Annotated in this window: 23 protein-coding genes and 1 pseudogene; 6 read left to right on the top strand and 18 right to left on the bottom strand. The window is 69.1% G+C overall.

The window, feature by feature from the left end; genetic code table 11:
- Together ACZ6QO_RS11010 and ACZ6QO_RS11005 are read left to right on the top strand one after the other, a co-directional pair.
- Positions 1–503 (top strand): annotated as a pseudogene (locus tag ACZ6QO_RS11010) (hypothetical protein); the annotation flags it as partial.
- A complete protein-coding gene (locus tag ACZ6QO_RS11005; RefSeq protein ID WP_465849682.1) occupies positions 443–655 on the top strand; it encodes a hypothetical protein in 213 nt (70 codons plus the stop codon). The pseudogene ACZ6QO_RS11010 and the gene ACZ6QO_RS11005, both read left to right, overlap by 61 nt.
- Before the next feature lie 91 nt (positions 656–746).
- On the opposite strand, the gene ACZ6QO_RS11000 is transcribed toward ACZ6QO_RS11005, so the two are convergent.
- Complete coding sequence (locus ACZ6QO_RS11000; protein ID WP_465849680.1) at positions 747–1,238, bottom strand: winged helix-turn-helix transcriptional regulator; 492 nt, start codon at positions 1,236–1,238, stop codon at positions 747–749.
- Between the two features lie 114 nt (positions 1,239–1,352).
- Between ACZ6QO_RS11000 and ACZ6QO_RS10995 the strand changes: the two genes are divergently transcribed.
- The gene (locus ACZ6QO_RS10995; protein ID WP_465849679.1) at positions 1,353–2,051 is read left to right on the top strand and encodes an SDR family oxidoreductase; all 699 of its coding nucleotides are present in this window, start codon (positions 1,353–1,355) and stop codon (positions 2,049–2,051) included.
- Positions 2,052–2,147: 96 nt separating this feature from the next.
- Here ACZ6QO_RS10995 and ACZ6QO_RS10990 read toward each other — a convergent pair whose 3' ends face one another.
- Both ACZ6QO_RS10990 and ACZ6QO_RS10985 read right to left on the bottom strand, forming a co-directional pair.
- On the bottom strand, positions 2,148–2,405 hold the full coding sequence (locus ACZ6QO_RS10990) for a helix-turn-helix domain-containing protein (protein ID WP_465849678.1): 258 nt from the start codon (positions 2,403–2,405) through the stop codon (positions 2,148–2,150).
- Positions 2,406–2,587: 182 nt separating this feature from the next.
- Positions 2,588–2,731, bottom strand: a complete 144-nt coding sequence (locus ACZ6QO_RS10985) for a hypothetical protein (RefSeq protein ID WP_465849677.1) — start codon at positions 2,729–2,731, stop codon at positions 2,588–2,590.
- Between the two features lie 646 nt (positions 2,732–3,377).
- On the opposite strand from ACZ6QO_RS10985, the gene ACZ6QO_RS10980 reads away from it, so the two are divergent.
- Positions 3,378–3,794: a reverse transcriptase N-terminal domain-containing protein gene (locus tag ACZ6QO_RS10980; RefSeq protein WP_465849675.1), complete on the top strand. Its 417-nt coding sequence runs from the start codon at positions 3,378–3,380 to the stop codon at positions 3,792–3,794.
- Between the two features lie 378 nt (positions 3,795–4,172).
- Here ACZ6QO_RS10980 and msrA read toward each other — a convergent pair whose 3' ends face one another.
- Positions 4,173–4,859 carry a peptide-methionine (S)-S-oxide reductase MsrA gene (msrA, locus tag ACZ6QO_RS10975; RefSeq protein WP_465849673.1) on the bottom strand — a complete coding sequence of 229 codons (687 nt, stop codon included), beginning with the start codon at positions 4,857–4,859 and terminating at the stop codon, positions 4,173–4,175.
- Between the two features lie 139 nt (positions 4,860–4,998).
- Here msrA and rarD point away from each other — a divergent pair, with 139 nt between their 5' ends.
- The gene (rarD, locus tag ACZ6QO_RS10970; RefSeq protein ID WP_465849672.1) at positions 4,999–5,916 is read left to right on the top strand and encodes an EamA family transporter RarD; all 918 of its coding nucleotides are present in this window, start codon (positions 4,999–5,001) and stop codon (positions 5,914–5,916) included.
- A 159-nt stretch (positions 5,917–6,075) separates the two neighbouring features.
- Complete coding sequence (locus ACZ6QO_RS10965; RefSeq protein WP_465849670.1) at positions 6,076–6,924, top strand: LLM class flavin-dependent oxidoreductase; 849 nt, start codon at positions 6,076–6,078, stop codon at positions 6,922–6,924.
- A 98-nt stretch (positions 6,925–7,022) separates the two neighbouring features.
- Here ACZ6QO_RS10965 and ACZ6QO_RS10960 read toward each other — a convergent pair whose 3' ends face one another.
- The 14 genes from ACZ6QO_RS10960 to ACZ6QO_RS10895 form a co-directional block, all read right to left on the bottom strand.
- Positions 7,023–8,018 carry a polyprenyl synthetase family protein gene (locus ACZ6QO_RS10960; RefSeq protein ID WP_465849669.1) on the bottom strand — a complete coding sequence of 332 codons (996 nt, stop codon included), beginning with the start codon at positions 8,016–8,018 and terminating at the stop codon, positions 7,023–7,025.
- 12 nt (positions 8,019–8,030) lie between these two features.
- The gene (nuoN, locus tag ACZ6QO_RS10955; RefSeq protein ID WP_465849667.1) at positions 8,031–9,596 is read right to left on the bottom strand and encodes an NADH-quinone oxidoreductase subunit NuoN; all 1,566 of its coding nucleotides are present in this window, start codon (positions 9,594–9,596) and stop codon (positions 8,031–8,033) included.
- The gene (locus ACZ6QO_RS10950; RefSeq protein WP_465849666.1) at positions 9,593–11,122 is read right to left on the bottom strand and encodes an NADH-quinone oxidoreductase subunit M; all 1,530 of its coding nucleotides are present in this window, start codon (positions 11,120–11,122) and stop codon (positions 9,593–9,595) included. The genes nuoN and ACZ6QO_RS10950 overlap by 4 nt, the downstream gene beginning before the upstream one ends.
- Positions 11,122–13,032: an NADH-quinone oxidoreductase subunit L gene (nuoL, locus tag ACZ6QO_RS10945; protein WP_465849664.1), complete on the bottom strand. Its 1,911-nt coding sequence runs from the start codon at positions 13,030–13,032 to the stop codon at positions 11,122–11,124. The genes ACZ6QO_RS10950 and nuoL overlap by 1 nt, the downstream gene beginning before the upstream one ends.
- Before the next feature lie 9 nt (positions 13,033–13,041).
- Positions 13,042–13,338, bottom strand: coding sequence for an NADH-quinone oxidoreductase subunit NuoK (nuoK, locus tag ACZ6QO_RS10940; RefSeq protein WP_354837848.1), 297 nt, complete (start codon positions 13,336–13,338; stop codon positions 13,042–13,044).
- Positions 13,335–14,225: an NADH-quinone oxidoreductase subunit J gene (locus tag ACZ6QO_RS10935; protein WP_465849662.1), complete on the bottom strand. Its 891-nt coding sequence runs from the start codon at positions 14,223–14,225 to the stop codon at positions 13,335–13,337. Before ACZ6QO_RS10935 ends, nuoK begins: the two co-directional genes overlap by 4 nt.
- Positions 14,218–14,733 carry an NADH-quinone oxidoreductase subunit NuoI gene (gene nuoI, locus ACZ6QO_RS10930; protein WP_465849661.1) on the bottom strand — a complete coding sequence of 172 codons (516 nt, stop codon included), beginning with the start codon at positions 14,731–14,733 and terminating at the stop codon, positions 14,218–14,220. Before nuoI ends, ACZ6QO_RS10935 begins: the two co-directional genes overlap by 8 nt.
- Entirely contained in the window at positions 14,720–16,078 is a 1,359-nt protein-coding gene (nuoH, locus tag ACZ6QO_RS10925) for an NADH-quinone oxidoreductase subunit NuoH (protein ID WP_465849660.1), read from the bottom strand. Before nuoH ends, nuoI begins: the two co-directional genes overlap by 14 nt.
- An 82-nt stretch (positions 16,079–16,160) precedes the next feature.
- Positions 16,161–18,590: an NADH-quinone oxidoreductase subunit G gene (locus ACZ6QO_RS10920; RefSeq protein ID WP_465849658.1), complete on the bottom strand. Its 2,430-nt coding sequence runs from the start codon at positions 18,588–18,590 to the stop codon at positions 16,161–16,163.
- On the bottom strand, positions 18,587–19,876 hold the full coding sequence (gene nuoF / locus ACZ6QO_RS10915) for an NADH-quinone oxidoreductase subunit NuoF (protein WP_465849657.1): 1,290 nt from the start codon (positions 19,874–19,876) through the stop codon (positions 18,587–18,589). The genes ACZ6QO_RS10920 and nuoF overlap by 4 nt, the downstream gene beginning before the upstream one ends.
- Positions 19,873–20,541, bottom strand: a complete 669-nt coding sequence (nuoE, locus tag ACZ6QO_RS10910) for an NADH-quinone oxidoreductase subunit NuoE (protein WP_465849656.1) — start codon at positions 20,539–20,541, stop codon at positions 19,873–19,875. Before nuoE ends, nuoF begins: the two co-directional genes overlap by 4 nt.
- Positions 20,538–21,890: an NADH-quinone oxidoreductase subunit D gene (locus ACZ6QO_RS10905; RefSeq protein WP_465849655.1), complete on the bottom strand. Its 1,353-nt coding sequence runs from the start codon at positions 21,888–21,890 to the stop codon at positions 20,538–20,540. Before ACZ6QO_RS10905 ends, nuoE begins: the two co-directional genes overlap by 4 nt.
- Positions 21,887–22,564: an NADH-quinone oxidoreductase subunit C gene (locus ACZ6QO_RS10900; RefSeq protein WP_465849653.1), complete on the bottom strand. Its 678-nt coding sequence runs from the start codon at positions 22,562–22,564 to the stop codon at positions 21,887–21,889. The genes ACZ6QO_RS10905 and ACZ6QO_RS10900 overlap by 4 nt, the downstream gene beginning before the upstream one ends.
- The gene (locus tag ACZ6QO_RS10895) at positions 22,561–23,112 is read right to left on the bottom strand and encodes a NuoB/complex I 20 kDa subunit family protein (RefSeq protein ID WP_248962236.1); all 552 of its coding nucleotides are present in this window, start codon (positions 23,110–23,112) and stop codon (positions 22,561–22,563) included. The genes ACZ6QO_RS10900 and ACZ6QO_RS10895 overlap by 4 nt, the downstream gene beginning before the upstream one ends.
- Between the last annotated feature and the right edge of the window lie 36 nt (positions 23,113–23,148).

Here is a 23,148-nt window from a genome sequence, read left to right as displayed (position 1 = left end):
TCAGCGACACCGACAAGGACAAGCAGATGCTGAAGATGGTCGAGTCCGAGACCTACGCCAACGGCATCACCAAGCTCATCTACGACGTCGTCCGCAAGGAGGCCATCATGAACCGCGAGTCGATTACGGAAGCCCTGCCCGCAGCGTACGAACGACTGCACGCGTACGGGCCGGAGTTCGGCGGCGACGAGGAGGGCAACCACGGGTTGACCAACCACGGTCCGATGGCCGTGGAGGTCATGGTCCGGCGGGAGCTCGACATCGACGTCGAGAGCTGGCTCGACCGCTACGTACGCCGCCTGGCAGAGCTGCCCGGCACGAGCGCCGCCATCCGGCCCGGCGAGTGGGGCACGGCGCTGGGCCAGGCGCGACGGCTGCCCGACTGGGCCGCGTACTTCCGGCACGAGCTGGCCGAGCGCCCGTGGCAGGAAGTGCTCGCCGAGTGGTGGCCACGGCCCGGCCGGCGCCACGCGCGGAGATCGTCCGGCGCTATCCCGAGCTGACCCGCGAGGACGCACTCCAGCGGGCAGCCGAGCACGGCGACGAGCACGTCCTGAAGTTCGCCGACACGGCCGTCGAGTCCTACGACTGCACCGGCGACCCCGAACTGCTCGCCGCGACCCTGCACGCCGGCGAACTGATCGACCGTCCCTGACGCGAGCAAGGGCAGGTCCCAACGACGACCTTGGTGCGGACGTGCGCCACCTCGAGGTGGCGCAGGGTCGTCCCGCCAGCCACCGTCGGAGTCAGGGACTGTCCGGGCCGATGCGGACAAGGCCCGGGCCGGCGTCGACGAACGAGTCCTCGAAGTGCACGTCGTGCCCGTCGCCGCAACGAAGCACGGCATGCACCTCGGCACCGCATTCCTCGTGGCGCACGACGACCGGGGGCCCCTGCTCGTCGGCGGCCCAGGCGTCGCCCCACTGCCGCATCGCCACGAGCACGGGCAGGAAGTCCCGGCCCTTCTCGGTCAATTGGTAGGCGTGCCGGGTCCGCTGGCCGGGCTCCTGATAGGGCACGCGCTCCAGAAGTCCGGCGGCGGTCAGTTCCTTCAGACGTGCCGAGGCGGCGGGTTCGCCGATGCCCACCCGCTTCGCGAAGTCGTCGAACCGGCGGGTGCCGAAGAGCGCCTCGCGCATGATCAGCAACGCCGCCCTGGTGCCGACGATCTCCAGGGTCCGGGCGACAGAGCAGTTGGCCATGGACCAGGCATCCCGTTCCGACAGCAGATCGCTCATCGCTCTCCCTCTCCCCTCCGGGCTGACTTGCCTCAGCCATAGCCAGGCTATACCGTCGAAGCTGACTTCAATAAACGTAAGTCAGCTCTGACTGTGGAACCCGAGGGACAAGTCATGGACATCAGCACAGCAACCGCCCTGGTCACCGGCGCCAACCGTGGGCTCGGCAGGGCACTCGCCCAGGAACTGGCCGCGCGGGGCGCCACCGTGTACGCGGCGGCCCGCCGGCCCGAGCAGGTCGATCTGCCCGGAGTGAAGGCGATCCAGCTTGACGTCACCGATCCGGCGTCGGTCGCCGCGGCCGCCGAGGCGGCCCGTGACGTCACCGTGCTGATCAACAACGCGGGCAGCTCCACCGGGGCCGATCCGCTGACGGGCAGCTGGGACGCGCTCCACCTGGAGTTGGACACCCACTACCTGGGCACCCTGCGCGTGATCCGGACCTTCGCCCCGGTGATCGAGGCCCGGGGCGGCGGGGCGATCCTGAACATCCTGTCAGTGTTGTCGTGGGTCGGCTTCCCGGCCGTCGGCGCCTATTCCGCCGCCAAGTCAGCGGCATGGAGCATGACCAACACCGTGCGTCAGCAACTCGCGCCCCGCGGCATCACCGTGTCCGGACTGCACGTCGGCTATATGGACACCGACATGGCCCGCCATGTCACCGAGCCGAAGACCGACCCGGCGGACGTCGCCCGTGCCGCCGTGGACGGCATCGCCTCCAGTGCACCCGAGATCGTCGTCGACGACATCAGCCGCCGGGTCCTGGCGAACCTCTCCGGCGGCGTCGCCGCCCTCTACCCGCAGCTCGGCTGAAACGAGGGCCACAAGCGCGCCTCCCTCACCGGCACCGCGATCATGATCATCGGGCCGCTCATCGTGCGGCCAGTGTCGCCTTGATCCGCTAAACAATCACTGACAAGAGGCAGTTTCGTGTCCGAAAACAGCGCACTGGTCGAGCCTCAGCGCTTGATCGGCCAGCTCGGCGAAGCGCTCTGACGGCGTGCGCTTCATGGTCTCGACCAGGGCGACGAGAGCGTCTGAGTACCCCATGCGTTCTGCCAGCTGACGCTGGGTCATCCCGGCCGCTTGACGGTATCGGCGCAGCTCGAAGGCGAAGAGGTGACGCGGGGAGTCATGGGGGTTGATCTCCTCTTTGCTTGCGGACAAATCCCACCTTCCGGTTCATATTGGGGTCTTTGCTAAATAACTAACCTGCTTACGTGAACTGTAGTTTGGTAAACCGGCTCCAATGCTAGCGCTCCAGAGCCATCCCGGTAAGGCGATGTCCCGGCGTCGCTAACCTTCTGCCGACTGAAGAGGTTAGGCGCAGAATGAGAACAGGAACACTGCTAGGTGTAATAGACCTGGTCGGCCGACCGGAATCCGTCCAGCTCGCTCGACAGTTCGCGAGCATCAGGCTCGGCGAGGGTCACCCCGCTCTGGAAGACGTCATTCTTCTCACGTCCGAAGTCGTCACCAACGCCATAACGCACGTGCGACATGAGGTCGCTCGCAATGAGTGGCTATGTCGGTTGGAGGTTCTGATGACGGCATAGCCCGGGTCAGTGTTCGAGACCCGTCTCCGCCCTTGACGTGCGTGGCTGGTAACGGTTGGGTGCGAAGCTCGAGGGAGATGCCCAAGAGTCCCCGTATCCGTCTGGGGACAACAGGTGTGGAGAAGACTGGGTGGGCAAACGTGAGTGAACCCTTGATGAGGCCTCGTTACGGCTGACTTCCCGGGACGGAATGCTGGGCCGGGATGCAGAGGGACTGGCCGCAGAAAAGCGGCAGACGGCGGCGGAAGCGTGTACCAAGCCGTGTGAACACCGTTGTCCCCGGGGTAAAGAGGGTGCCCTGCCCCAGTCGTGTCTCATGCGTGCGGAACATGGAAACCCCGTCCGGGTCCGCTCTGTTATCCCGCAGAGCGGTAAGCCGACCGTGAGGAAAGCTCAAATCCCGAGCGGGAAAGGATGCCCAAGAAGCGAATGCCGGCACCTCGAAAGGGGACAGGAAATCGGAGCGAATTCGCACCTTCACGACTGCTTCGTATAACTGGCCGGATACCGGGCCGGGCCGACGGCCTGTCGCCTGGACGCGAAAGCGCGCTGACGTGGGCAGGTGAGTCATTGAAGAGGACATGTGGTGAATGCCGGTACCGACGGGCAAGTTAGGCACCGCGAGGTGAACGGACCAGAGGACTTCCGTGCATGGGACGCAGTGGATTGGCGCGCCTGTGAGGCAGAAGTACGGCGGCTGCGACAGAGAATCTTCAAGGCGACACGGGAGCAGGACTGGCCAAGGGTCAGAAACCTGCAAAAACTGATGCTGCGAAGCCGGGCCAACACGCTGGTGAGCGTGCGCCGGGTGACCCAGCACAACGCTGGCCGCAAGACCGCAGGAGTCGACGGGCAGATCGCGCTGAGCGCCGAGACCAGGAATGAGGTCGCGGCGCGAGTACACCACGGCCGTACTGCCTGGCAGCCCCTGCCGGTCAAGCGGGTGCACATACCCAAAGCCGGTGACAGCACCAAGCTACGCCCGTTGGAGTTCCGGTGATCGTGGACCGGTGCCATCAGGCACGGGTCCGCAACGCGCTGGAACCCGAATGGGAAGCCCGGTTCGAAGCCCGATCATATAGGGGAGCACCTGCTACCGGGTCTTACACGGTGAGGAAGAACTGGCGATCAGACCCCGCCGTGACACCAGTCCCGTCACCCGCCTCTACGTCCGAGGCAAAGGCACCCAGCCCAGCTGAGGTCAAGCATCTCCTGATGACAAACGGTCAAGCATCTCCTGAGACCACACATTGAGAGGAGGGCACCCTCACCACCGATCCGGTAGCGCCATCGGTTCGAGATGGGCTTTTGCCCCAGAAGAAGAACAAGACCTCCGGCCGGGCCTGACCACCACCGCCCGGAGGTCTGGGCAATTCGGCTACTCCTCCGAAGAGGTCGTCAGCCCGGTCGGGCACCAGGCCGAAGGGTCACCTAGCTTGACGCCGGTGCCGCCGATGCCGCAGTAGCCGTCCTTATTGCGCCAGAGGTACTGCTGGTGATAGTCCTCGGCGAAGTGGAACTCTGGGGCCGGGGCGATCTCGGTGGTGATGGCGCCGTGGCCGGCGGCGGTGAGGACCTGCTGGTAGGCGTCGCGGGAGGCCTCGGCGGACTTCTCCTGGGCGGGGCCGTGGGTGTAGATCGCGGAGCGGTACTGCGTGCCCACGTCGTTGCCCTGGCGCATGCCCTGGGTGGGGTCGTGACCCTCCCAGAAGACCTTGAGCACCTCCTCGTAGGAGATCTTCGTCGGGTCGAACACGACCCGGACGACCTCGGTGTGGCCGGTGAGGCCGGTGCAGACCTCCTCGTAGGTCGGGTTGGGCGTGTAGCCGCCCTGGTACCCGACCGCGGTAGAGACGACGCCGGGGGTCTGCCAGAACTTGCGCTCGGCCCCCCAGAAGCAGCCCATGCCGAACTCGGCGATCTCAGTGCCGTCGGGGTACGGCGGGGCGAGGGGCGCGTCGAGGACCTCGTGCCGCGCGGGCACCGGGATCTTCTCCGCGCGGCCGGGAAGCGCCTCCTGCGGGGTCACCATCGAAGTCTTGTTCTTGCCGAAGAGCCAACCCATCGTGCACCTCCGTCGGACACTCTTTGCGGACTGGGCAACCATCGGTGGTCACCGGTTGTTCCTGGCGTAAGCATCTCTTAATAGATCGCCTAGACTTACTTATTTGTTATAAATGCTGTCAGCAGCGAAGATAGGCTACATGCCTGATTCGCGCCGCGGTGTCCTGTATGGCGTAGCCGCCTACAGCATCTGGGGTCTGTTCCCCCTCTACTGGCCCCTGCTCAAGCCGTCGGGGGCCGTGGAGATCCTCGCGCACCGCATGGTGTGGTCGCTGGTCGCCGTGATCGGGGTCCTCGCCGTACGGCGGCACTGGTCGTGGTTCCGCGAACTGGCGCGACAGCCGAGGAAACTGCTGCTGCTGACCCTGGCCGCCGTGCTCGTCTCGGTGAACTGGGGCGTGTACATCTACGCCGTCAACGCGGGACACATCGTCGAGAGCGCACTCGGGTACTTCATCAACCCGCTGGTGAGCGTGCTGTTCGGCGTGCTGATCCTCCGGGAGCGCCTGCGGCCGTGGCAGTGGGCGGCGGTCGGGCTCGGCGCGCTGGCCGTCATCGTCCTGACCGTGGACTACGGCCGGCCGCCGTGGATCGCCCTGGTGCTCGCGGTCACCTTCGGCACGTACGGCCTGGTCAAGAAGTCGGCGAACGTGGGCGCGGCCGAGAGCCTGGCCGTGGAGACGCTGGTGCTGCTGGCCCCGGCGCTGGGGTACCTGGTGTTCCTCCAGGTGCGAGGGACGGCCACGTTCGGGACGGCGGGGCTCGGACACGCGGCGCTCCTGGCCGGCGCCGGCCTGGTCACCGCGGTCCCGCTGATGTGCTTCACCGCCGCCGCGATCCGCGTGCCGCTCACGGTCCTCGGACTTCTGCAGTACATCGCTCCCATCCTGCAGTTCCTGTGCGGCATCCTGGTGGCGCACGAGACCATGGCCCCCAGCCGATGGGCCGGTTTCACCATCATCTGGCTGGCGCTGGCGGTGTTCAGCTGGGAAGGGCTTCGTCACGCCCATGCGACGCGTCGCGCGGTCCGCTCCGCCCCGGCGCTGGAGACCGTCTGATCCCACCTCCGCCGTCACGGCGCGGGCGCTACCGCGCTACCGCCGGGGACGTACCCGCCGCTCCGCGGCTACCTCCCCGGCGGTACGGCGCGTTCCCCCGCGGGCGGACGACGTCCCCTCGTCCCGCGCGAGAGCATCGACGAGAGCCGAGGGGAGCACATGATGGCAGATCGCCTCTTCCGTTTCGGGATCGTCGCGGCGACGGCGCCCGACGCCGAGCAGTGGTCGGCGCTCGCGCGCCGCGCCGAGGACCTGGGATACGCGACGTTCCTCACGCCCGACACGCTCGGCACCCTGCCGCCTCTGCCGGCCCTGAGCGCGGCCGCCGCGGTGACCACGACCATCGGGCTGGGCAGTTTCGTGCTGTCGGTCGCCAACCGGCGTCCCGAGCAGCTGGCGTGGGAGGTGCACGGCCTCGGCATGCTGTCCGGCGGCCGGTTCGAGCTCGGGCTGGGCGTCGGCCGACCGGGCGCCGAGAAGGACGCGGCCAGGCTCGGCATGCCGTTCGGCACCGTCGACCAGCGCATCAGGAGGCTCGAAGAGGTCATCCGCCAGGTGCGCAGGTGGCCGGGCGGCGACGAACCGGCCCCGGACGGGTGGGCCGCCGACGTCCCGGGCCCGCGGGTGCTGATCGCCGCGGGCGGGGCGCGGATGCTGGGCTTCGCCGCCAGAAACGCCGACACCGTCGCCCTGGGGTTGCCCCCCTCCACCGCCGAGGACGACCTGGCCGACCCCGTACGGCTGGTCCGGCAGGCCAGTGACCACTTCGACCGGCTGGAGCTCAGCGTCGGGGTGCACGTGGTCGGCGACGAGGTGCCGCCGTGGCTGGCCGACCGCCTGGGCCCCGACCTGCCGGCGGACTCGATCGCCGTGCTGGACGGCTCACCGCGGCAGATCGCCGACCGGCTGCTGCGCCGCAGGGACGCCTACCAGATCTCCTACATCACCGTGAACGCGATGTACGCCGACCGGTTGGCCCCCGTCGTCGAGATGTTGAGCGGCACCTGAGGCGGGCAGCGACCCCGGGCTCGGCCTGAGGCCCACAGGCTCGGCCTGAGCGGCGAAGAGCGCCCACAGGCTCGGCCTGAGCGCGGGGTTCCCCGGGCTCAGCCCGAGCGCTCGGCCACGAAGTCGCAGAGGGCGAGCAGGGCGGCGCGGGCCGGAATGTCGGGCAGCGCCATCAGGTCGTCGCGGGCCCGGCCCACCCAGGACATCAGCTCGGCACGGGCGCGGACCATCGCCTCGTTGGCGCGCAGCAGTTCGACGGCCTCCGCGACGTCCTCGTCGGCGACCGGCCCGGACAGCAGCTCGCGCAGCCGGGCGTCCTCAGGGGCGGTCGAGGCGAGCACGTACAGGACGGGCAGCGTGCGGATGCCCTCGCGCAGGTCGGTGCCGGGCGTCTTGCCGCTCTCGCCCGCCGTGGAGGCGACGTCGAGCAGGTCGTCCCGGAGCTGGAAGGCGACGCCGATGGCCTCGCACGCGCTGGTGAGCCGGTCGACGATCTCGGGGGACGCCCCGGCGAGCATGGCGCCGAACCGCCCCGAGGTGGCGATCAGCGAGCCGGTCTTGTCGGCCAGCACCTCGATGTAGTGGCTGACGGCGTCCACGCCCGGGCGCGGCCCGATGGTCTCGCGGATCTGACCGCGGACCAGGCGGGAGAACGTGCGGGCCTGGATGCGGACCAGCTCGGGGCCGAGATCGGCGAGAATCTCGGACGCCTGGGCGAAGAGGTAGTCGCCGGTGAGGATGGCGACCTTGTTGTCCCACAGGGCGTTGGCGGACGCCGAGCCGCGCCGCACCCGGGCCTCGTCCATGACGTCGTCGTGGTAGAGGGTGGCCAGGTGGGTCAGCTCGATGACCACCGCCCCCGGGATCACACCGGGGGCGCTGAAGTCACCGAAGTGCGACGCGAGCAGCACGAGCATCGCCCGGAAGCGCTTGCCGCCCGCCTCGATGAGGTGCTTGGACGCCTCCGCGACGAAGGCGTCCTCACTGTCGGCGGACGTGCGGAGCAGCTTCTCCACGGCGTCGAGGCCGCTGGCGATGTCCGCTGCCAGCCCCTCGTCGATGAACGGCAGGTCGACTACGGGCGGCGCGGCCATCAAGCATTACTCCTAACGAACGAACAGCGACTGCGCGGCCGTGTGCGCGAGGTCGAGCACCGGCTGCGGGAAGACCCCGAGCACTACGGTAGCCGCCGCGGAGAGCGTGACCACAGCCGCGGTCCCCATGCTGGGGATGGCGATGGTCGGGCCCTCGGGCGCCGGGTCGCTGAAGAACATCAAGACGATCACGCGGACGTAGAAGAACGCGGCCATGGCCGACGTCACAACACCCACGATGACCAGCTGAACTGCCCCGCCCGAGACCGCTGCGGCGAACACGGCGTACTTCCCGAAGAACCCGGAGGTGAGCGGGATGCCGGCGAAGGCCAGCAGGAACAGCGCGAAGATGCCGGCGAGCAGCGGGGAGCGCTTGCCGAGGCCGGCCCAGCGGGACAGGTGCCCCGCCTCGCCGCCGGGGTCGCGCACCATGGTGACGACCGCGAACGCGCCCACCGTGGCGAAGCCGTAGGCGACGAGGTAGAACAGGATGCCCGACAGGGCGTCGGCGTTCTGCTCCTGCTTGCCGGTGGCGACGACCGCGGTGAGCAGGAAGCCGGTGTGCGCGATCGACGAGTAGGCCAGCATGCGCTTGATGTCGGTCTGGGTGATCGCGAGCACGGCGCCGACGACCATCGTGAGGATGGCGACGCCCCACAGCACCGGGGTCCACTCGGTGTCGAGGTTGCCGAGCGCGACCCAGAACACCCGCAGCAGGGCGCCGAACGCCGCGATCAGGGTGCCGGAGGCCATCAGCGCGGTGATCGGCGTGGGCGAGCCCTGGTACACGTCCGGCTTCCACGCCTGGAACGGCGCCGCACCGATCTTGAAGAGCAGGCCGACGCCCAGCGTCGCCGCGCCCATGAACAGCAGGCTGTCCTTGCCGCCGACGTTGGCGAGCGCGTCGGAGATGACCCGAAGGTCCACCGACCCGGCGAACCCGTAGAGCAGCGCGGTGCCGTACAGGAAGAACGCCGAGGAGAACGCGCCGAGCAGGAAGTACTTCATCGCCGCCTCCTGCGAGAGCAGGCGGCGCCGGCGGGCCAGGCCGCACAGCAGGTACAGCGGCAGCGACATGACCTCAAGGGCCACGAACATGATCAGCAGGTCGTTCGAGGCGGGAAAGAGCATCATGCCGCCGACGGCGAACAGCACCAGCGGGTAGATCTCGGTGTGCGCGCCGCCCTCGGAGAGCGCCTGGTCCTCCTCGGCGCTGCCGGGGACGGCCGCCGCCTGCGCGACGAACTGGTCGTCGTCGTTGATCAGCAGCACGCACACGATGGCGAGCAGGAGGATGGCGCCCCAGATGAACAGCGACGGCCCGTCCACGGCGACGGCGCCCATGGCGGCGGCGTTGTGCGCACCCTGGACGCCCTGCCAGACGGTCAGCGCGAACGCGCCGACCATCGACAGGACGGTGATGGGCATCTGGATGGACTTGCGCAGGTAACGGGGCGTGAACGCCTCGACCAGGACACCGATCATCGCCGCGCCGAAGACGATGAGCATCGGCGCGAGCTCACCGTATTCGATCTTCGGCGCCTCGATCGCGGCGGCGGCGAGCGTGAGCGTGCTCACTGGCCTGACCCCTTCTTCTCAGCGGTCGCGGGTATGGCGGGGGTGAACTGCGGCGCCTGCACGCTGGTGAGGGTCTGCTTGACCGCCGGATTGATCACGTCGAGCAGCGGCCCGGGGAAGAACCCGAAGCCGATGAGCAGCGCGATGAGCGGGGCCACGACGACCTTCTCGCGGAGGTTCAGGTCGGGCAGCGCCTTGACCGACTCGGCCGTCGGCCCGGTCATCATGCGCTGGTACATCCACAGGATGTAGATGGCCGCGAGGACCATGCCGGACAGCGCGATGATGCTCGGCACGACGTAGCGCTCGTAGGTGCCGATCAGGACGAGAAACTCGCTGACGAAGGTCGACAGACCCGGCAGCGACAGCGACGAGAGACCGGCGACCAGGAAGGTGCCCGCCAGCACGGGGGCGACCTTCTGCACGCCCCCGTAGTCGGCGATGAACTGCGACCCTCTGCGGTTGATCAGGAACCCGGCGAGCAGGAACAGCGCGCCGGTGGAGAACCCGTGGTTGACCATGTACAGCGTGGCGCCCGAGCCGGCGTCGGCCGTCATCGCGAAGACGCCCATGGTGATGAAGCCGAAGTGCGAGATCGACGTGTAGGCGATGAGCCGCTTCATGTCGGTCTGCCCGATGGCCACGATGGCGCCGTACACGATGCCGATGACGCTGAGCGCGATCACCAGCGGCGTGAAGAACTTCGCGGCGTCGGGGAACAGTTCGAGGCAGAAGCGCAGCATGCCGTAGGTGCCGACCTTGTCGAGCACGCCGACGAGCAGGACGGCCGCGCCCGCGGGCGCCTGGGCGGCGGCGTCGGGCAGCCAGGTGTGGAACGGCCACAGCGGCGCCTTGACGGCGAAGGCGATGAAGAAGCCGAGGAACAGCCACTTCTGCGTGGCCGGGTCCTTGATGACGCCGATGAGCTCGGGCTGCAGGAAGGTGCCCTTGCCCGCGATCGAGTACAGCGCGATCACGGCCACCAGCATGAGCAGGCCGCCGAACAGCGAGTACAGCAGGAACTTCACGGCCGCGTAGGACCGCTGCGCCCCGCCGTAGGACCCGATCATGAAGTACATCGGGATCAGCATGGCCTCGAAGAACACGTAGAACAGGAAGACGTCGGTCGCCGCGAAGACGCCGATCATCATCGCTTCGAGCACCAGGATGAGCGCGAAGTAGGTCTTGACCGACCGCTTGGCGTCGGGCCGCTCGGCGTCGTGCCAGGAGGCCAGCACCACGATCGGCACCAGCACCACCGCGAGCGCGATGAGCACCAGCGCGATGCCGTCGACCGCGACCGCGTAGTGCACGCCGAACGACGGGATCCAGGAGTAGACCTCGCTGAACTGGTCGCGGGCGCCGGACGGCTCGAACTGGGCCGCCATGGCGAGCGTGAGCACCAGCACGACGAGCGAGACCGCGAGCGTGAGCTGCTTGGCGAGCTTGTCGTTGCCCTTGGGCACCGCCGCCACCGCCAGCGCGCCCACCACGGGCACGCCCATCAGGATTGAGAGCCAGGGCATCACAGGTTCCCTACGACGAACCATGCGCCGACCAGGAGGGCGGCACCGAAGAATATCGACAAGGCGTACGACCGGACGAACCCGGTCTGGACGCGGCGCAGGCGCCCGGAGGTGCCGCCGATGAGCGCCGCCAGGCCGTTGACCAGCCCGTCGACGCCGCGGTTGTCGAAGAACACCGCGAGCCGGGTCAGCCACTGGCCGGGGCGCATGAACAGCGCCTCGTTGATCGCGTCGCCGTACAGGTCACGACGGGCGAAGACGGTGAGGAACGACCCTCGCGGGGCGACGGCCGGGACGTCGGCCCTGCCGTACCGCATCCAGGCGAAGGCCACGCCGACCGCGACCAGCGCCAGCGTCGCCAGGCCGGTGACGCTGAACGGGTGGAAGGCCGGCAGCTCCTCGGGACGGCCGACGGCCGGGGCCAGGAACTCCATGAACCGGTTGCCCGCGATGAGGAACCCGCCGCCGAAGACCGAGCCGATCGACAGCAGGATCAGCGGCCAGGTCATCACGGCCGGGGACTCGTGCGGGTGGGCGTCCTTCTCCCAGCGCGGCTTGCCGTGGAAGGTCATGAAGAACAGGCGCGACATGTAGAAGCCGGTGATGCCCGCGCCGATCACGGCCAGCCAGCCGAGGATCGGGTTGTGCTCCATCGCGGTCTCGATGATGCCGTCCTTGGTCCAGTAGCCGGACAGCAGCGGGAAGCCGATGATCGCCAGGTAGCCGAGCCCGAACGTGGCCCAGGTGATGCGCATCTTGCCGGCCAGGCCGCCGTACTTGCGCATGTCGACCTCGTCGTTCATCGCGTGCATGACCGAGCCCGCGCCGAGGAACATCGAGGCCTTGAAGAAGCCGTGGGCGATCAGGTGGGCGATGGCGAAGGCGTAGCCGACCGGGCCGAGGCCGGCGGCGAGCATCATGTAGCCGATCTGCGACATCGTCGACCCGGCGAGGGCCTTCTTGATGTCGTCCTTGGCGGTACCGATGATCGCACCGGCGAGCAGCGTGGCGACGCCGACGATGGTGACGACCAGGGCCGCGGTCGGCGCTCCGACGTAGATCGGACCAGAACGCACCACGAGGTAGACGCCGGCGGTGACCATCGTGGCCGCGTGGATGAGGGCCGAGACCGGGGTCGGGCCCTCCATCGCGTCCAGCAGCCAGGACTGCAGCGGGAGCTGCGCCGACTTCCCGCACGCGCCGAGCAGCAGCGCGAGGCCGATCAGGGTCAGGGTGCCCTGCGACGCCTGCGGCACGTTGGACAGGACCGGGCCGAAGGCCACGGTGCCGAACGTCGTGAAGATGACGAAGATGCCGAGCGCGAGGCCCATGTCGCCGACGCGGTTGACGATGAAGGCCTTCTTGGCCGCGGCGGCCGCCGTGGGCTTGTGCTGCCAGAAGCCGATGAGCAGGTAGGACGCGAGGCCCACACCCTCCCAGCCGACGTACAGGCCGAGGTAGTTGTCGGCCAGCACCAGCAGCAGCATCGCGGCGACGAAGAGGTTCAGGTAGGCGAAGAACCGCCGCCGGTTCGGGTCGTGCGCCATGTAGCCGATCGAGTAGATGTGGATCAGCGACCCGACACCGGTGATCAGCAGGGCGAACGAGATCGACAGCGGGTCCAGCAGCAGGCCCATCTTGACGTCGATGGAGCCGCCCGGCACGAAGTCGTACAGCTCCACCACGCGGCGGCGCTGTTCGGCCCCGAAGCCGAGCAGTTCGAAGAAGACGAGCACGGCCACCACGAACGACGCCAGCGACATGGCGACGCCGAGGAGGTGGCCCCAGCGGTCGGTGCGGCGGCCGCCCAGCAGGAGGATCGCCGCGCCCAGCAGGGGCAGGGCGATCGCCAGCCAGGACAGGCCGATCACTCCACCGGAGTGCTGGACGATCTCAGCAGCGGTTTCCACGGCGTCCTCTTAGTACTTCAGCAGGTTGGCGTCGTCCACCGACGCGGACCTGCGGGTTCGGAAGATCGTCACGATGATCGCGAGACCGACGACGACCTCGGCGGCGGCCACGATCATCACGAAGAACGCGATGATCTGCCCCTCCAGGTTGCCGTGCTGCCGGGCGAAGGTGACGAAAGCCAGGTTGCACGCGTTGAGCATCAGCTCCACGCACATGAACACGACGATGGCGTTGCGGCGTACCAGAACGCCGACGGCGCCGATGGCGAACAGCAGCGCGGAGAGCACCAGGTAGTGGGTGGTCACTTGCCTTCCTCCTCGAGGGGGCGGTCCGCGGCCGGGCCGGCCGTCTGGGCGGCCTTGGGCTTCTCCTGCGCCGCGACCGGGACCTCGGGGGCCTCGGCGACCGCCTGGACGACCTTCGGCTGCTCGGTGCGGACGCCGCTCTCGGCGACCTTCCTGATGGCCTCGGCCAGCCGGGGGTTGTCGGGCAGGTGGCCGTCCTCGACGTCGTGGCGGGCGATCACCCGGTTGACCGACAGCTCGGAGACCGTGCCGTCCGGCAGCAGGGCCGGCATGTCGATCGCGTTGTGCCGCGCGTAGGTGCCCGGCCCCGGCAGCGGGGTCGGGTGCTCGCCGAGGAACCGGGCGCGCGCCAGGTCCTTCTGCGTCGGCTTGGGCGTGCTGCGCTCGCGGTGCGCCAGCACCATCGCGCCGAGCGCGGCGGTGATGAGCAGCGCGGAGGTGACCTCGAACGCGAACACGTAGCGGGTGAAGATGAGGCCGGCGAGCGTCGGGACGTTGCCGCCCTCGGCGCTGACCGCCCCGCTCAGCCCGACGGTGTCGCCGACCACGGCGTTGCCGATGCCGACCGCCAGCAGCACGGCGAAGCCGAGCCCGGCGACGAAGGCCCAGAAGCGCTGACCCCTGATCGTCTCGACCAGGGAGTCGGAGGAGTCGACGCCGACCAGCATCAGCACGAACAGGAAGAGCATCATGACCGCGCCGGTGTAGACGATGATCTGCACCACGGCGAGGAACGGGGCGTCCTGCACGGCGTAGAGCACCGCCAGCGACAGCATCACGACGCCCAGCATGAGCGCGGAGTACACCGCCTTGCGGCTGAAGACGAGCCCGAACGCGGCGGCCACCGAGACGACGGCCAGCACCCAGAACGTGATCGTTTCACCCATTGCTACGGCCCAACCGGTAGTAGTCCTCTTCGGTCTCGCCGAGGCGCATGGGGTGCGGTGGCGTCTCCATGCCGGGACCCAGCGGCGCGAGCAGCATCTCCTTGGTGTAGATGAGGCTCTCACGGCTCGAGTCCGCGAGCTCGTACTCGTTGGTCATCGTGAGCGCGCGTGTCGGGCACGCCTCGATGCACAGGCCGCAGAGGATGCACCGCAGGTAGTTGATCTGGTAGGTACGGCCGTACCGCTCGCCCGGCGAGTAACGCTCGTCGTCGGTGTTGTCGGCGCCTTCCACGAAGATGGCGTCAGCGGGGCAGGCCCAGGCGCACAGCTCGCACCCGACGCACTTCTCCAGCCCGTCCGGCCAGCGGTTCAGCTGGTGGCGGCCGTGAAACCGAGGAGCGGTGGGCTTCTTCTCCTCGGGGTAGTTCACCGTCACCGGCTTTTTGAACATGTGGTGGAAGGTGACGCCGAACCCCTTCACGGGGTTCAGGAAATCAGTTAGTCCCACTGGGGACCTCCTTGCGTCCGTTGACGCCGTGGTAGTGCGGCAGGTCGAGGGCCGGCACCGGGAACCCGCCGGCGGTGGGTTCGTCGCGCAGCCGCTCGAAGTCGGCCTGCACCTCCGCCGCCTGGGCTTCCCTGCGCCGCTGGTTGACCGTGTCGAACCGGAAGTAGATCGCCAGGCATCCGACGACGACGATCGCGGCGATGATGAGCACCAGGTTGCGCTGGTCGGCGGCGACGCGGGTGGCGCGCACGGTGGCCACCAGCAGGATCCACGCCAGGTTCAGCGGGATCAGGACCTTCCAGCCGAAGTGCATGAGCTGGTCGTAGCGGATGCGCGGCAGCGAGGCGCGCACCCAGATGAAGAACGCGAACACCAGCACGAGCTTGACGAAGAACCACAGCATGGGCCACCAGCCCACGTTGGCGCCGTCCCACAGCGAGATCGGCCACGGGGCGCGCCAGCCGCCGAGGAACAGCGTGATGCACAGGCCGGACACCGTGAACACGTTGGCGTACTCCGCCAGCATGAACATCGCGAACTTCAGCGAGGAGGAGTACTCGGTGTGGAAGCCGCCGACCAGCTCGCCCTCGCCCTCGGGCAGGTCGAAGGGCACGCGGTTGGTCTCGCCGAGCATCGTGATCACGTAGATCAGGAACGACGGGATCAGCAGGATCGCGTACCACGACGGCAGCGGGATCTCCAGCCCGCCGAGCGCCCAGGTGCCGCCGGAGGCCTGCTTGGCCACGATCTCGGAGGTGGACAGCGTGCCCGCGAACAGGAACACCGCCACGAACGACAGGCCCATCGCGATCTCGTAGGAGATGACCTGCGCGGTGGAGCGGAGGCCGCCCAGCACGGCGTACGGCGAGCGCGAGCCCCAGCCCGCGAGCACGATGCCGTACACGCCGATGGAGGCCATGGCCAGCACCAGCAGCACCGCGACCGGCAGGTCGGTGAGCTGCAGCGGGGTGCGCACGCCGAACATCGACACCATCGGCCCGAAGGGGATGATCGAGTACGACAGGAAGGCGGGCACCGCGATGATGATCGGGGCCAGGATGTAGACGAGCTTGTCCACGGTCCTCGGGAGGATGTCCTCCTTCAGCCCCATCTTGATGCCGTCGGCCACCGACTGCAGCAGGCCGAACTTGCCCGCGCGGTTGGGGCCGTAGCGGTGCTGCATGCGCGAGATGAGCTTGCGCTCGGTCCACACGCCGAAGAGCACGCCCAGCATCAGGAACACGAAGATGAACACGGCCTTGATGATGGAGATCCACAAGGGATCCTTGCCGAAGTCGGCCAGGGTGGGCCCGGCCGGATCGGCGACGAGCAGAGGCCCTGTCATTGGTCGCTCACCAACTCCTCATTCGCTGCGCGGGCGGCGCGCGCCCCGCAGGCCACTGCGCCCACCGCGCGGGGTGTCCCGCTCACGAGGCACTCCCGATCTTGACGACGTCACCGGCCACGGCGCGCAGGTCCCGGGTGACCGAGCAGCCGGCGGAGTTGGCCGGCACCCACACGACGCGATCGGGCAGGTCGGCCACCCGCGCGGGCAGCGTGACGGCGCCGCCTTCCGTGGTGATCGTGACCTTACCGCTGTCGAGCGCTCCGATCTCGGCGGCGGTGGCCTCCGACAGCAGCGCCTCCACGGCCCGGCCCGTCCCTGCGAGGTAGGGCTCGCCGTCCTGCAGCCGGCCGGAGTCCAGCAGCAGGTGCCAGGTGGCCAGGACGGCCTCGCCCGCGGCGGGGTCGGTGTGGGTGCCGCCGGTGACGCTCGGGGCGCCCGCGCGCGGGCCGCGCCAGGCGCCGATGGCCGCGAGCTCGCGGCGGGCGGCGGCGGCGTCGGGCAGGCCCAGGTGGACGTCCATGTGGTCGCCGAGCGCGGCGACGGCGCGCAGGTCGCTCATCAGACCGGGCACCTCGATCGCCCGCTCGAACGAGCGGCCCCGTCCCTCCCAGTCTACGAACGTGCCGCTCTTCTCGGTGACGGCCGCGATGGGCAGCACCACGTCGGCCCGGTCGGTGACGGCGCTGGCGCGCATCTCCAGCGAGACGATGAACGGGGTGTTCTCCAGGGCGGCGAGCGCCGCCTCGGGGTCGGCCAGGTCGTAGGGGTCCACGCCGGCGACGACCAGGGCGTCGAGGTCGCCGGTGAGCGCCGCGGCGAGGATGGCGCCGGTGTCGCGTCCGGGGGTCTCGGGCAGGGAGGCGACGTTCCAGGCGCGGGCGACCTCGGCGCGGGCGGTCTCGTCGGAGACCGGACGGCCGATCGGCAGCAGGTTCGGCAGCGCGCCGGCCTCGATGGCGCCGCGCTCGCCGGCCCGGCGGGGCACCCAGGCGAGCCGCGCGCCGGAGGTGGCGCCGAGCCGCACGACGGCGGACAGGGCGCCCCGGGAGGTCGCGAGCCGCTCGCCGACCAGGATGATCGTGCCGGGCTGCTTGAGCGCGTCGGCCGCGGGCGAGGAGCCGGAGATCAGCTCGCCCAGGGCCTCGGCCTCGGCGCCGGGCAGCGTGCGCACGAGCGTGCCGCCCATCTTGGCCAGGCCGGGGGCGGCGAACGGCGCCATCGAGAAGACCTTCAGGCCGCGCTTGCGCCACGCCTTGCGCAGGCGCAGGAAGACCATCGGCGACTCTTCCTCGGGCTCGAACCCGACGAGCAGGACGGCCGGGGCCTTCTCAAGATCGGCGTAGGAGACCTCGATGCCCTTGCCCGCGACCGCGTGCGCGAGGAAGGCCGACTCCTCCTCCGACAGAGGACGGGAGCGGAAGTCGACGTCGTTGGTGCCGAGCGCGACCCGGGCGAACTTGGCGTACGCGTAGGCGTCCTCGACGGTCACCCGGCCGCCGACCAGCACCCCGGCCCTGCCGCGCGCCCGGGCCAGGCCCTCGGCGGCGGCGGTCAGGGCCTCAGGCCAGGAGGCGGGGCGCAGGTAGCCCTCGGCGTCGCGGACCAGCGGCGTCGACAGGCGGTCGGGAGCGGTGGTGTAGGAGAAGGCCCAGCGGCCCTTGTCGCAGTTCCACTCTTCGTTGACCTGCGGGTCGTCGATCGCCAGGCGGCGGGTGACCCGGCCGCGGCGGTGGTCGGTGCGCAGCTCGCAGCCGCTCGCGCAGTGCTCGCAGGCGCTCGGCGTGGACACCAGGTCGAACGGCCGGGCGCGGAAGCGGTACGCCGCGCCGGTGAGCGCGCCCACCGGGCAGATCTGAATGGTGTTGCCGGAGAAGTACGACTGGAACGGCTCGCCGTCGGCGACGCCGACCTGCTCGGCGGCGCCGCGCTCGAAGAAGTCGATCAGCGGGTCGCCGGCGATCTCATCGGAGAAGCGGATGCAGCGGGCGCACTGGACGCAGCGCTCGCGGTCGAGCAGCACCTCGGTGGACAGCGGGATGGGCTTCTCGAAGGTGCGCTTGCTCTCGTGGAACCGGGTCTCGCCCTGCCCGTTGGACATGGCCTGGTTCTGCAGCGGGCACTCGCCACCCTTGTCGCAGACCGGGCAGTCGAGCGGGTGGTTCATGAGCAGCAGTTCCATGACGCCGCGCTGGGCCTTCTCGGCGACCGGCGAGGTGAGCTGGGTCTGCACGACCATGCCCTCGGCGACCTCGATGGCGCAGGACGGCTGCGGCTTGGGGAAGCCGCGGCCGTTGCCCGCGTCGGTGATGTCCACCAGGCACTGGCGGCAGTTGGCCGCCGGTTCGAGCAGCGGGTGGTCGCAGAACCTCGGGATCTGGATGCCCAGCAGCTCGGCCGCCCGGATGATCAGGGTGCCCTTCGGAACGCTGACCTGGAAGCCGTCGATGGTGAGGGTCAGCATGTCCACCGGCTGCTCGACCGGCCCTGCCGAGGATGTCTGAACGGTCATGCGGAGGCCCCCCACACGGTGGACGCCGCCCGGTCGAAGGGGCATCCGCCGATCTCGAAGTGCTTGAGGTATTCGTCGCGGAAGTGCTTCACCGACGAGTGGATCGGGCTGGTCGCGCCGTCGCCGAGGGCGCAGAACGAGCGGCCGAGGATGTTGTCGGCGATGTCGGTGATGGTGGTCAGGTCCTCTTCGGTGCCCTGGCCCTTCTCCAGACGCTTGAGCACCTGCTTGAGCCAGTAGGTGCCCTCGCGGCAGGGGGTGCACTTGCCGCACGACTCGTGCGCGTAGAACTCGGTCCAGCGCAGGACGGCGCGCACCACGCAGGTGGTCTCGTCGAAGATCTGCAGCGCGCGGGTGCCGAGCATCGAGCCCTTGGCGCCGACCGACTCGAAGTCGAGCGGCACGTCCAGGTGCTCGTCGGTGAAGATCGGCGTGGAGGACCCGCCCGGCGTCCAGAACTTCAGCCGGTGGCCCGCCCGGATGCCGCCCGCCATGTCGAGCAGCTCGCGCAGGGTGATGCCCAGCGGCGCCTCGTACTGCCCGGGACGGGTGACGTGGCCGCTCAGCGAGAAGATGCCGAAGCCCTTGGACTTCTCGGTGCCCATCGAGGCGAACCAGTCGGCGCCGTTTCCGATGATGCTGGGAACGCTGGCGACCGACTCGACGTTGTTGATGACGGTGGGACACGCGTAAAGACCCGCGACCGCGGGGAAGGGGGGCTTGAGCCGAGGTTGGCCTCTGTAACCCTCCAGCGAGTCGAGCAGCGCGGTCTCCTCGCCGCAGATGTAGGCGCCGGCGCCGCTGTGCACGATGAGCTCCAGGTCGTAGCCGGAGCCGAAGATGTTCGTGCCGAGGTAGCCCTTCTCGTACGCCTCGCGCACGGCGGCCTGCACCCGGCGGATGACGTGGAGCACCTCGCCGCGCACGTAGATGAAGGCCTGGTTGGCGCGGATGGCGTAGGCCGTGATGATGACGCCCTCGACCAGCGAGTGCGGGTTGGCCATCATCAGCGGGATGTCCTTGCAGGTGCCCGGCTCGGACTCGTCGGCGTTGACGACCAGATAGTGCGCCTTGCCGTCGCCCTGCGGGATGAAGCCCCACTTCATGCCGGTCGGGAAGCCGGCGCCGCCCCGGCCGCGCAGGCCGGAGTCCTTGACCGCCTTGATGATGGCGTCGGGGTCCATGCCCAGCGCCTTCTTGGCGGCGGAGTACTCGCCGTATCCCTGGAGGGTGAAGGAGTCCGCCCGATCCCAGTTCGCGGTGAGGACCGGAGTCAGAGTCGTCATTCCGAGGCCCCCTTCGGTGCCGTCCAGCCGTTCGCCTTGGCGATCTTGAGGCCCTCCAGCGAGGGGCCGGCGGCCGAGGGGCCGTCGCCGGCCTGGCCGTCGGGCAGGCCGGCGAGCACGCGCGAGGCCTCCTTGAACGAGCACAGGCGGCCGGGGCCGCGGCTGGGCGCGACCTCCTTGCCGGCGCGCAGGTCGTCGACCAGCTGCTTGGCGGACTCGGGGTTCTGGTTGTCGAAGAACTCCCAGTTGACCATCATGACCGGCGCGAAGTCGCAGGCCGCGTTGCATTCGAGCCGTTCGAGCGAGACCTTGCCGTCGGAGGTGGTCTCGCCGTTGCCGACGCCGACGTGCTCGGTGAGCTCGTCCCAGATCTGGTCGCCGCCCATGATCGCGCACAGCGCGTTGATGCAGACGCCGACGTGGAACTCCCCGGCGGGCTTGCGCTTGTACATCGTGTAGAACGTCGACACGCCCACGACCTCGGCCTTGGTGAGGCCGAGCATCTCGGCGCAGAACTCCTGGCCGGCGTCCGAGACGTAGCCGTCCTCGGCCTGCACCAGGTGCAGCAGCGGCAGCAGCGCCGAGCGGCTCTTCGGGTAACGTCCGATGATCTCTTTCGCGTCGCGTTCGAGACGCTCGCGGACTTCCGGCGAATAGGTCGTCACCGGTCCACACCTCCCATGACCGGGTCGATGGAAGCGACCGCGGCGATGACGTCGGCGACCATGCCGCCTTCGCAGGTCGCGGGCACGGCCTGCAGGTTCGTGAACGAGGGGTCGCGGAAGTGTACGCGGTAGGGGCGGGTGCCCCCGTCGCTCACGACGTGCGCGCCGAGCTCGCCGCGCGGCGACTCGACCGGCACGTACGCCTGGCCCGCCGGCACCCGGAAGCCCTCGGTCACCAGCTTGAAGTGGTGGATGAGCGCCTCCATGGAGCTGCTCATGATGTGCGCGATGTGGTCGGGCGAGTTGCCGAGTCCGTCGGGGCCGAGCGCGAGCTGCGACGGCCAGCCGATCTTCTTGTCCTCGATCATGACGGGCTTGCCCTTGAGCTCGGAGCCCGACAGCCGGTCCAGGCACTGGCCGATGATCTTGAGGGACTCCTCCATCTCGGCCACGCGCACCAGGTAGCGGCCGTAGACGTCGCAGGACGTCTCGGTCGGCACCTCGAAGTCGTAGGTCTCGTAGCCGCAGTAGGGCTGCGACTTGCGCAGGTCCCACGGCAGGCCCGCCGCCCGCAGCATGGGCCCGGTGATGCCCAGGGCCATGCAGCCGGTCAGGTCGAGGTAGGCGACGTCCTTGGTGCGCCGGGTGTAGGCCGGGTTGGCGTCCAGCAGCTTGCGCATCTCCTTGATGCGGCCCGGCATGACCTTGAGGAACTCGCCGATCTTGTCGACGGCGCCGGCCGGCAGGTCGAGCGACACACCGCCGGGGCGGACGTAGGCCATGTTCATGCGCAGGCCGGTGATGTACTCGAACAGGTCGAGCACCATCTCACGCTCGCGGAACCCGAACAGCATCGGCGTCGTGGCGCCGAGTTCGAGGCCGAAGGTCGCGATGGCCACCAGGTGGGAGGAGATGCGGTTGAGCTCCATCATCATGACCCGGATGGTCTGCGCGCGCAGCGGCACCCGGTCGGTGATGCCGAGGAGCTTCTCGACCGCCAGGCAGTACGCCGTCTCGTTGAAGATCGGCGAGAGGTAGTCCATGCGGGTGACGAACGTGACCCCCTGGGTCCACGTCCGGAACTCCATGTTCTTCTCGATGCCCGTGTGCAGGTAGCCGATCACCGTGCGGGCCTCGGTGACGGTCTCGCCGTCGAGGGTCAGCACCAGCCGGAGCACGCCGTGGGTGGACGGGTGCTGGGGGCCCATGTTGATGACCAGGCGTTCCTCGGACGACTCGGCGACGGCCTGGACGACCTGGTCCCAGTCTTGCCCGTTGACGTTGTAGACCGTGCCCTCGGTGACGTCCTGCTCGCCCTGGGCGGTCTCACCGTCGTGGATGGCGGTCATGCGTACGACCTCCTGTTGTCCGGCGAGGGGATGGTGGCGCCGCGGTACTGGACCGGGATGCCGCCGAGCGGGTAGTCCTTGCGCTGCGGGTGGCCGTCCCAGTCGTCGGGCATCTCGATGCGGGTGAGGGCGGGGTGGCCGTCGAAGACGATGCCGAAGAAGTCGTAGGTCTCGCGTTCGTGCCAGTCGTGCGTCGGGTACACCGAAACCGTGGACGGAATGTGCGGATCTGCGGCGGGGCACGAGGCCTCGACACGGATGCGCCGGTTATGGGTGATCGAGCACAGGTGATACACCGCGCGCAGCTCGGCGCCGGTCTCCTCGGGGTAGTGCACGCCCGAGACGCCGAGCGACAGCTCGAACCGCAGTTCAGGGTCGTCGCGCAGGTGGCTCATGACCTCCGCGAGCCGCTCGCGCGCCACGTGGATCGTCAGCTCGCCGCGGTCGACGACCACGCGCTCGACCATGCCGGCGTAGGCGTCCCCGGCGGCGCGCTCAAGGGCGTCGGCCACGTCGTCGAAGTAGCCGCCGTAGGGCCTGGCGCTCGACAGCGGCGGAGGCCGGCGGACGACCAGGCGGCCGTATCCGGAGGTGTCGCCGGAGTCGGCGGCGCCGAACATGCCGCGGCGGGCGATCGGCTCCTCGGGCACTCCGGGCAGGTTGTCAGTGCTCATTTCGAGGTCCCCTGATCGATGAGCGGCAGCGACCGCAGAGCCCGCAGTTCCAGCTCGTCGATCTGCTTGGCGCGGTGCGCGCCGAACTTCATGTTCTGGATCTTGTCGTGCAGCTTGACGATCGCGTCGATGAGCATCTCGGGACGCGGCGGGCAGCCGGGCAGGTAGATGTCCACCGGCACGACGTGGTCGACGCCCTGCACGATCGCGTAGTTGTTGAACATGCCGCCGCTGGACGCGCAGACGCCCATGGCGATGACCCACTTGGGCTCGGCCATCTGGTCGTAGATCTGGCGCAGCACCGGCGCCATCTTCTGCGACAGGCGCCCGGCCACGATCATCAGGTCGGCCTGGCGGGGGGACGCCGAGGCGCGCTCCATGCCGAACCTGGCCAGGTCGTGGTTGGGGCCGCCGGTGGCCATCAGCTCGATGGCGCAGCATGCCAGGCCGAACGTGGCCGGCCAGACGGAGTTCTTCCGCGCCCACCCGGCCGCCTGCTCCACGGTGGACAGGACGAACCCGCTGGGCAGTTTCTCTTCGAGACCCATCTCAGTGCTTCCTCTCGCGCGCCTCCGGCACGCTGC

This window comes from Sphaerisporangium sp. NPDC049457 (assembly GCF_055586705.1).
The sequence above is the reverse complement of the archived record's forward strand: the minus strand, read 5'-3'. Positions and strand labels throughout refer to the sequence as shown.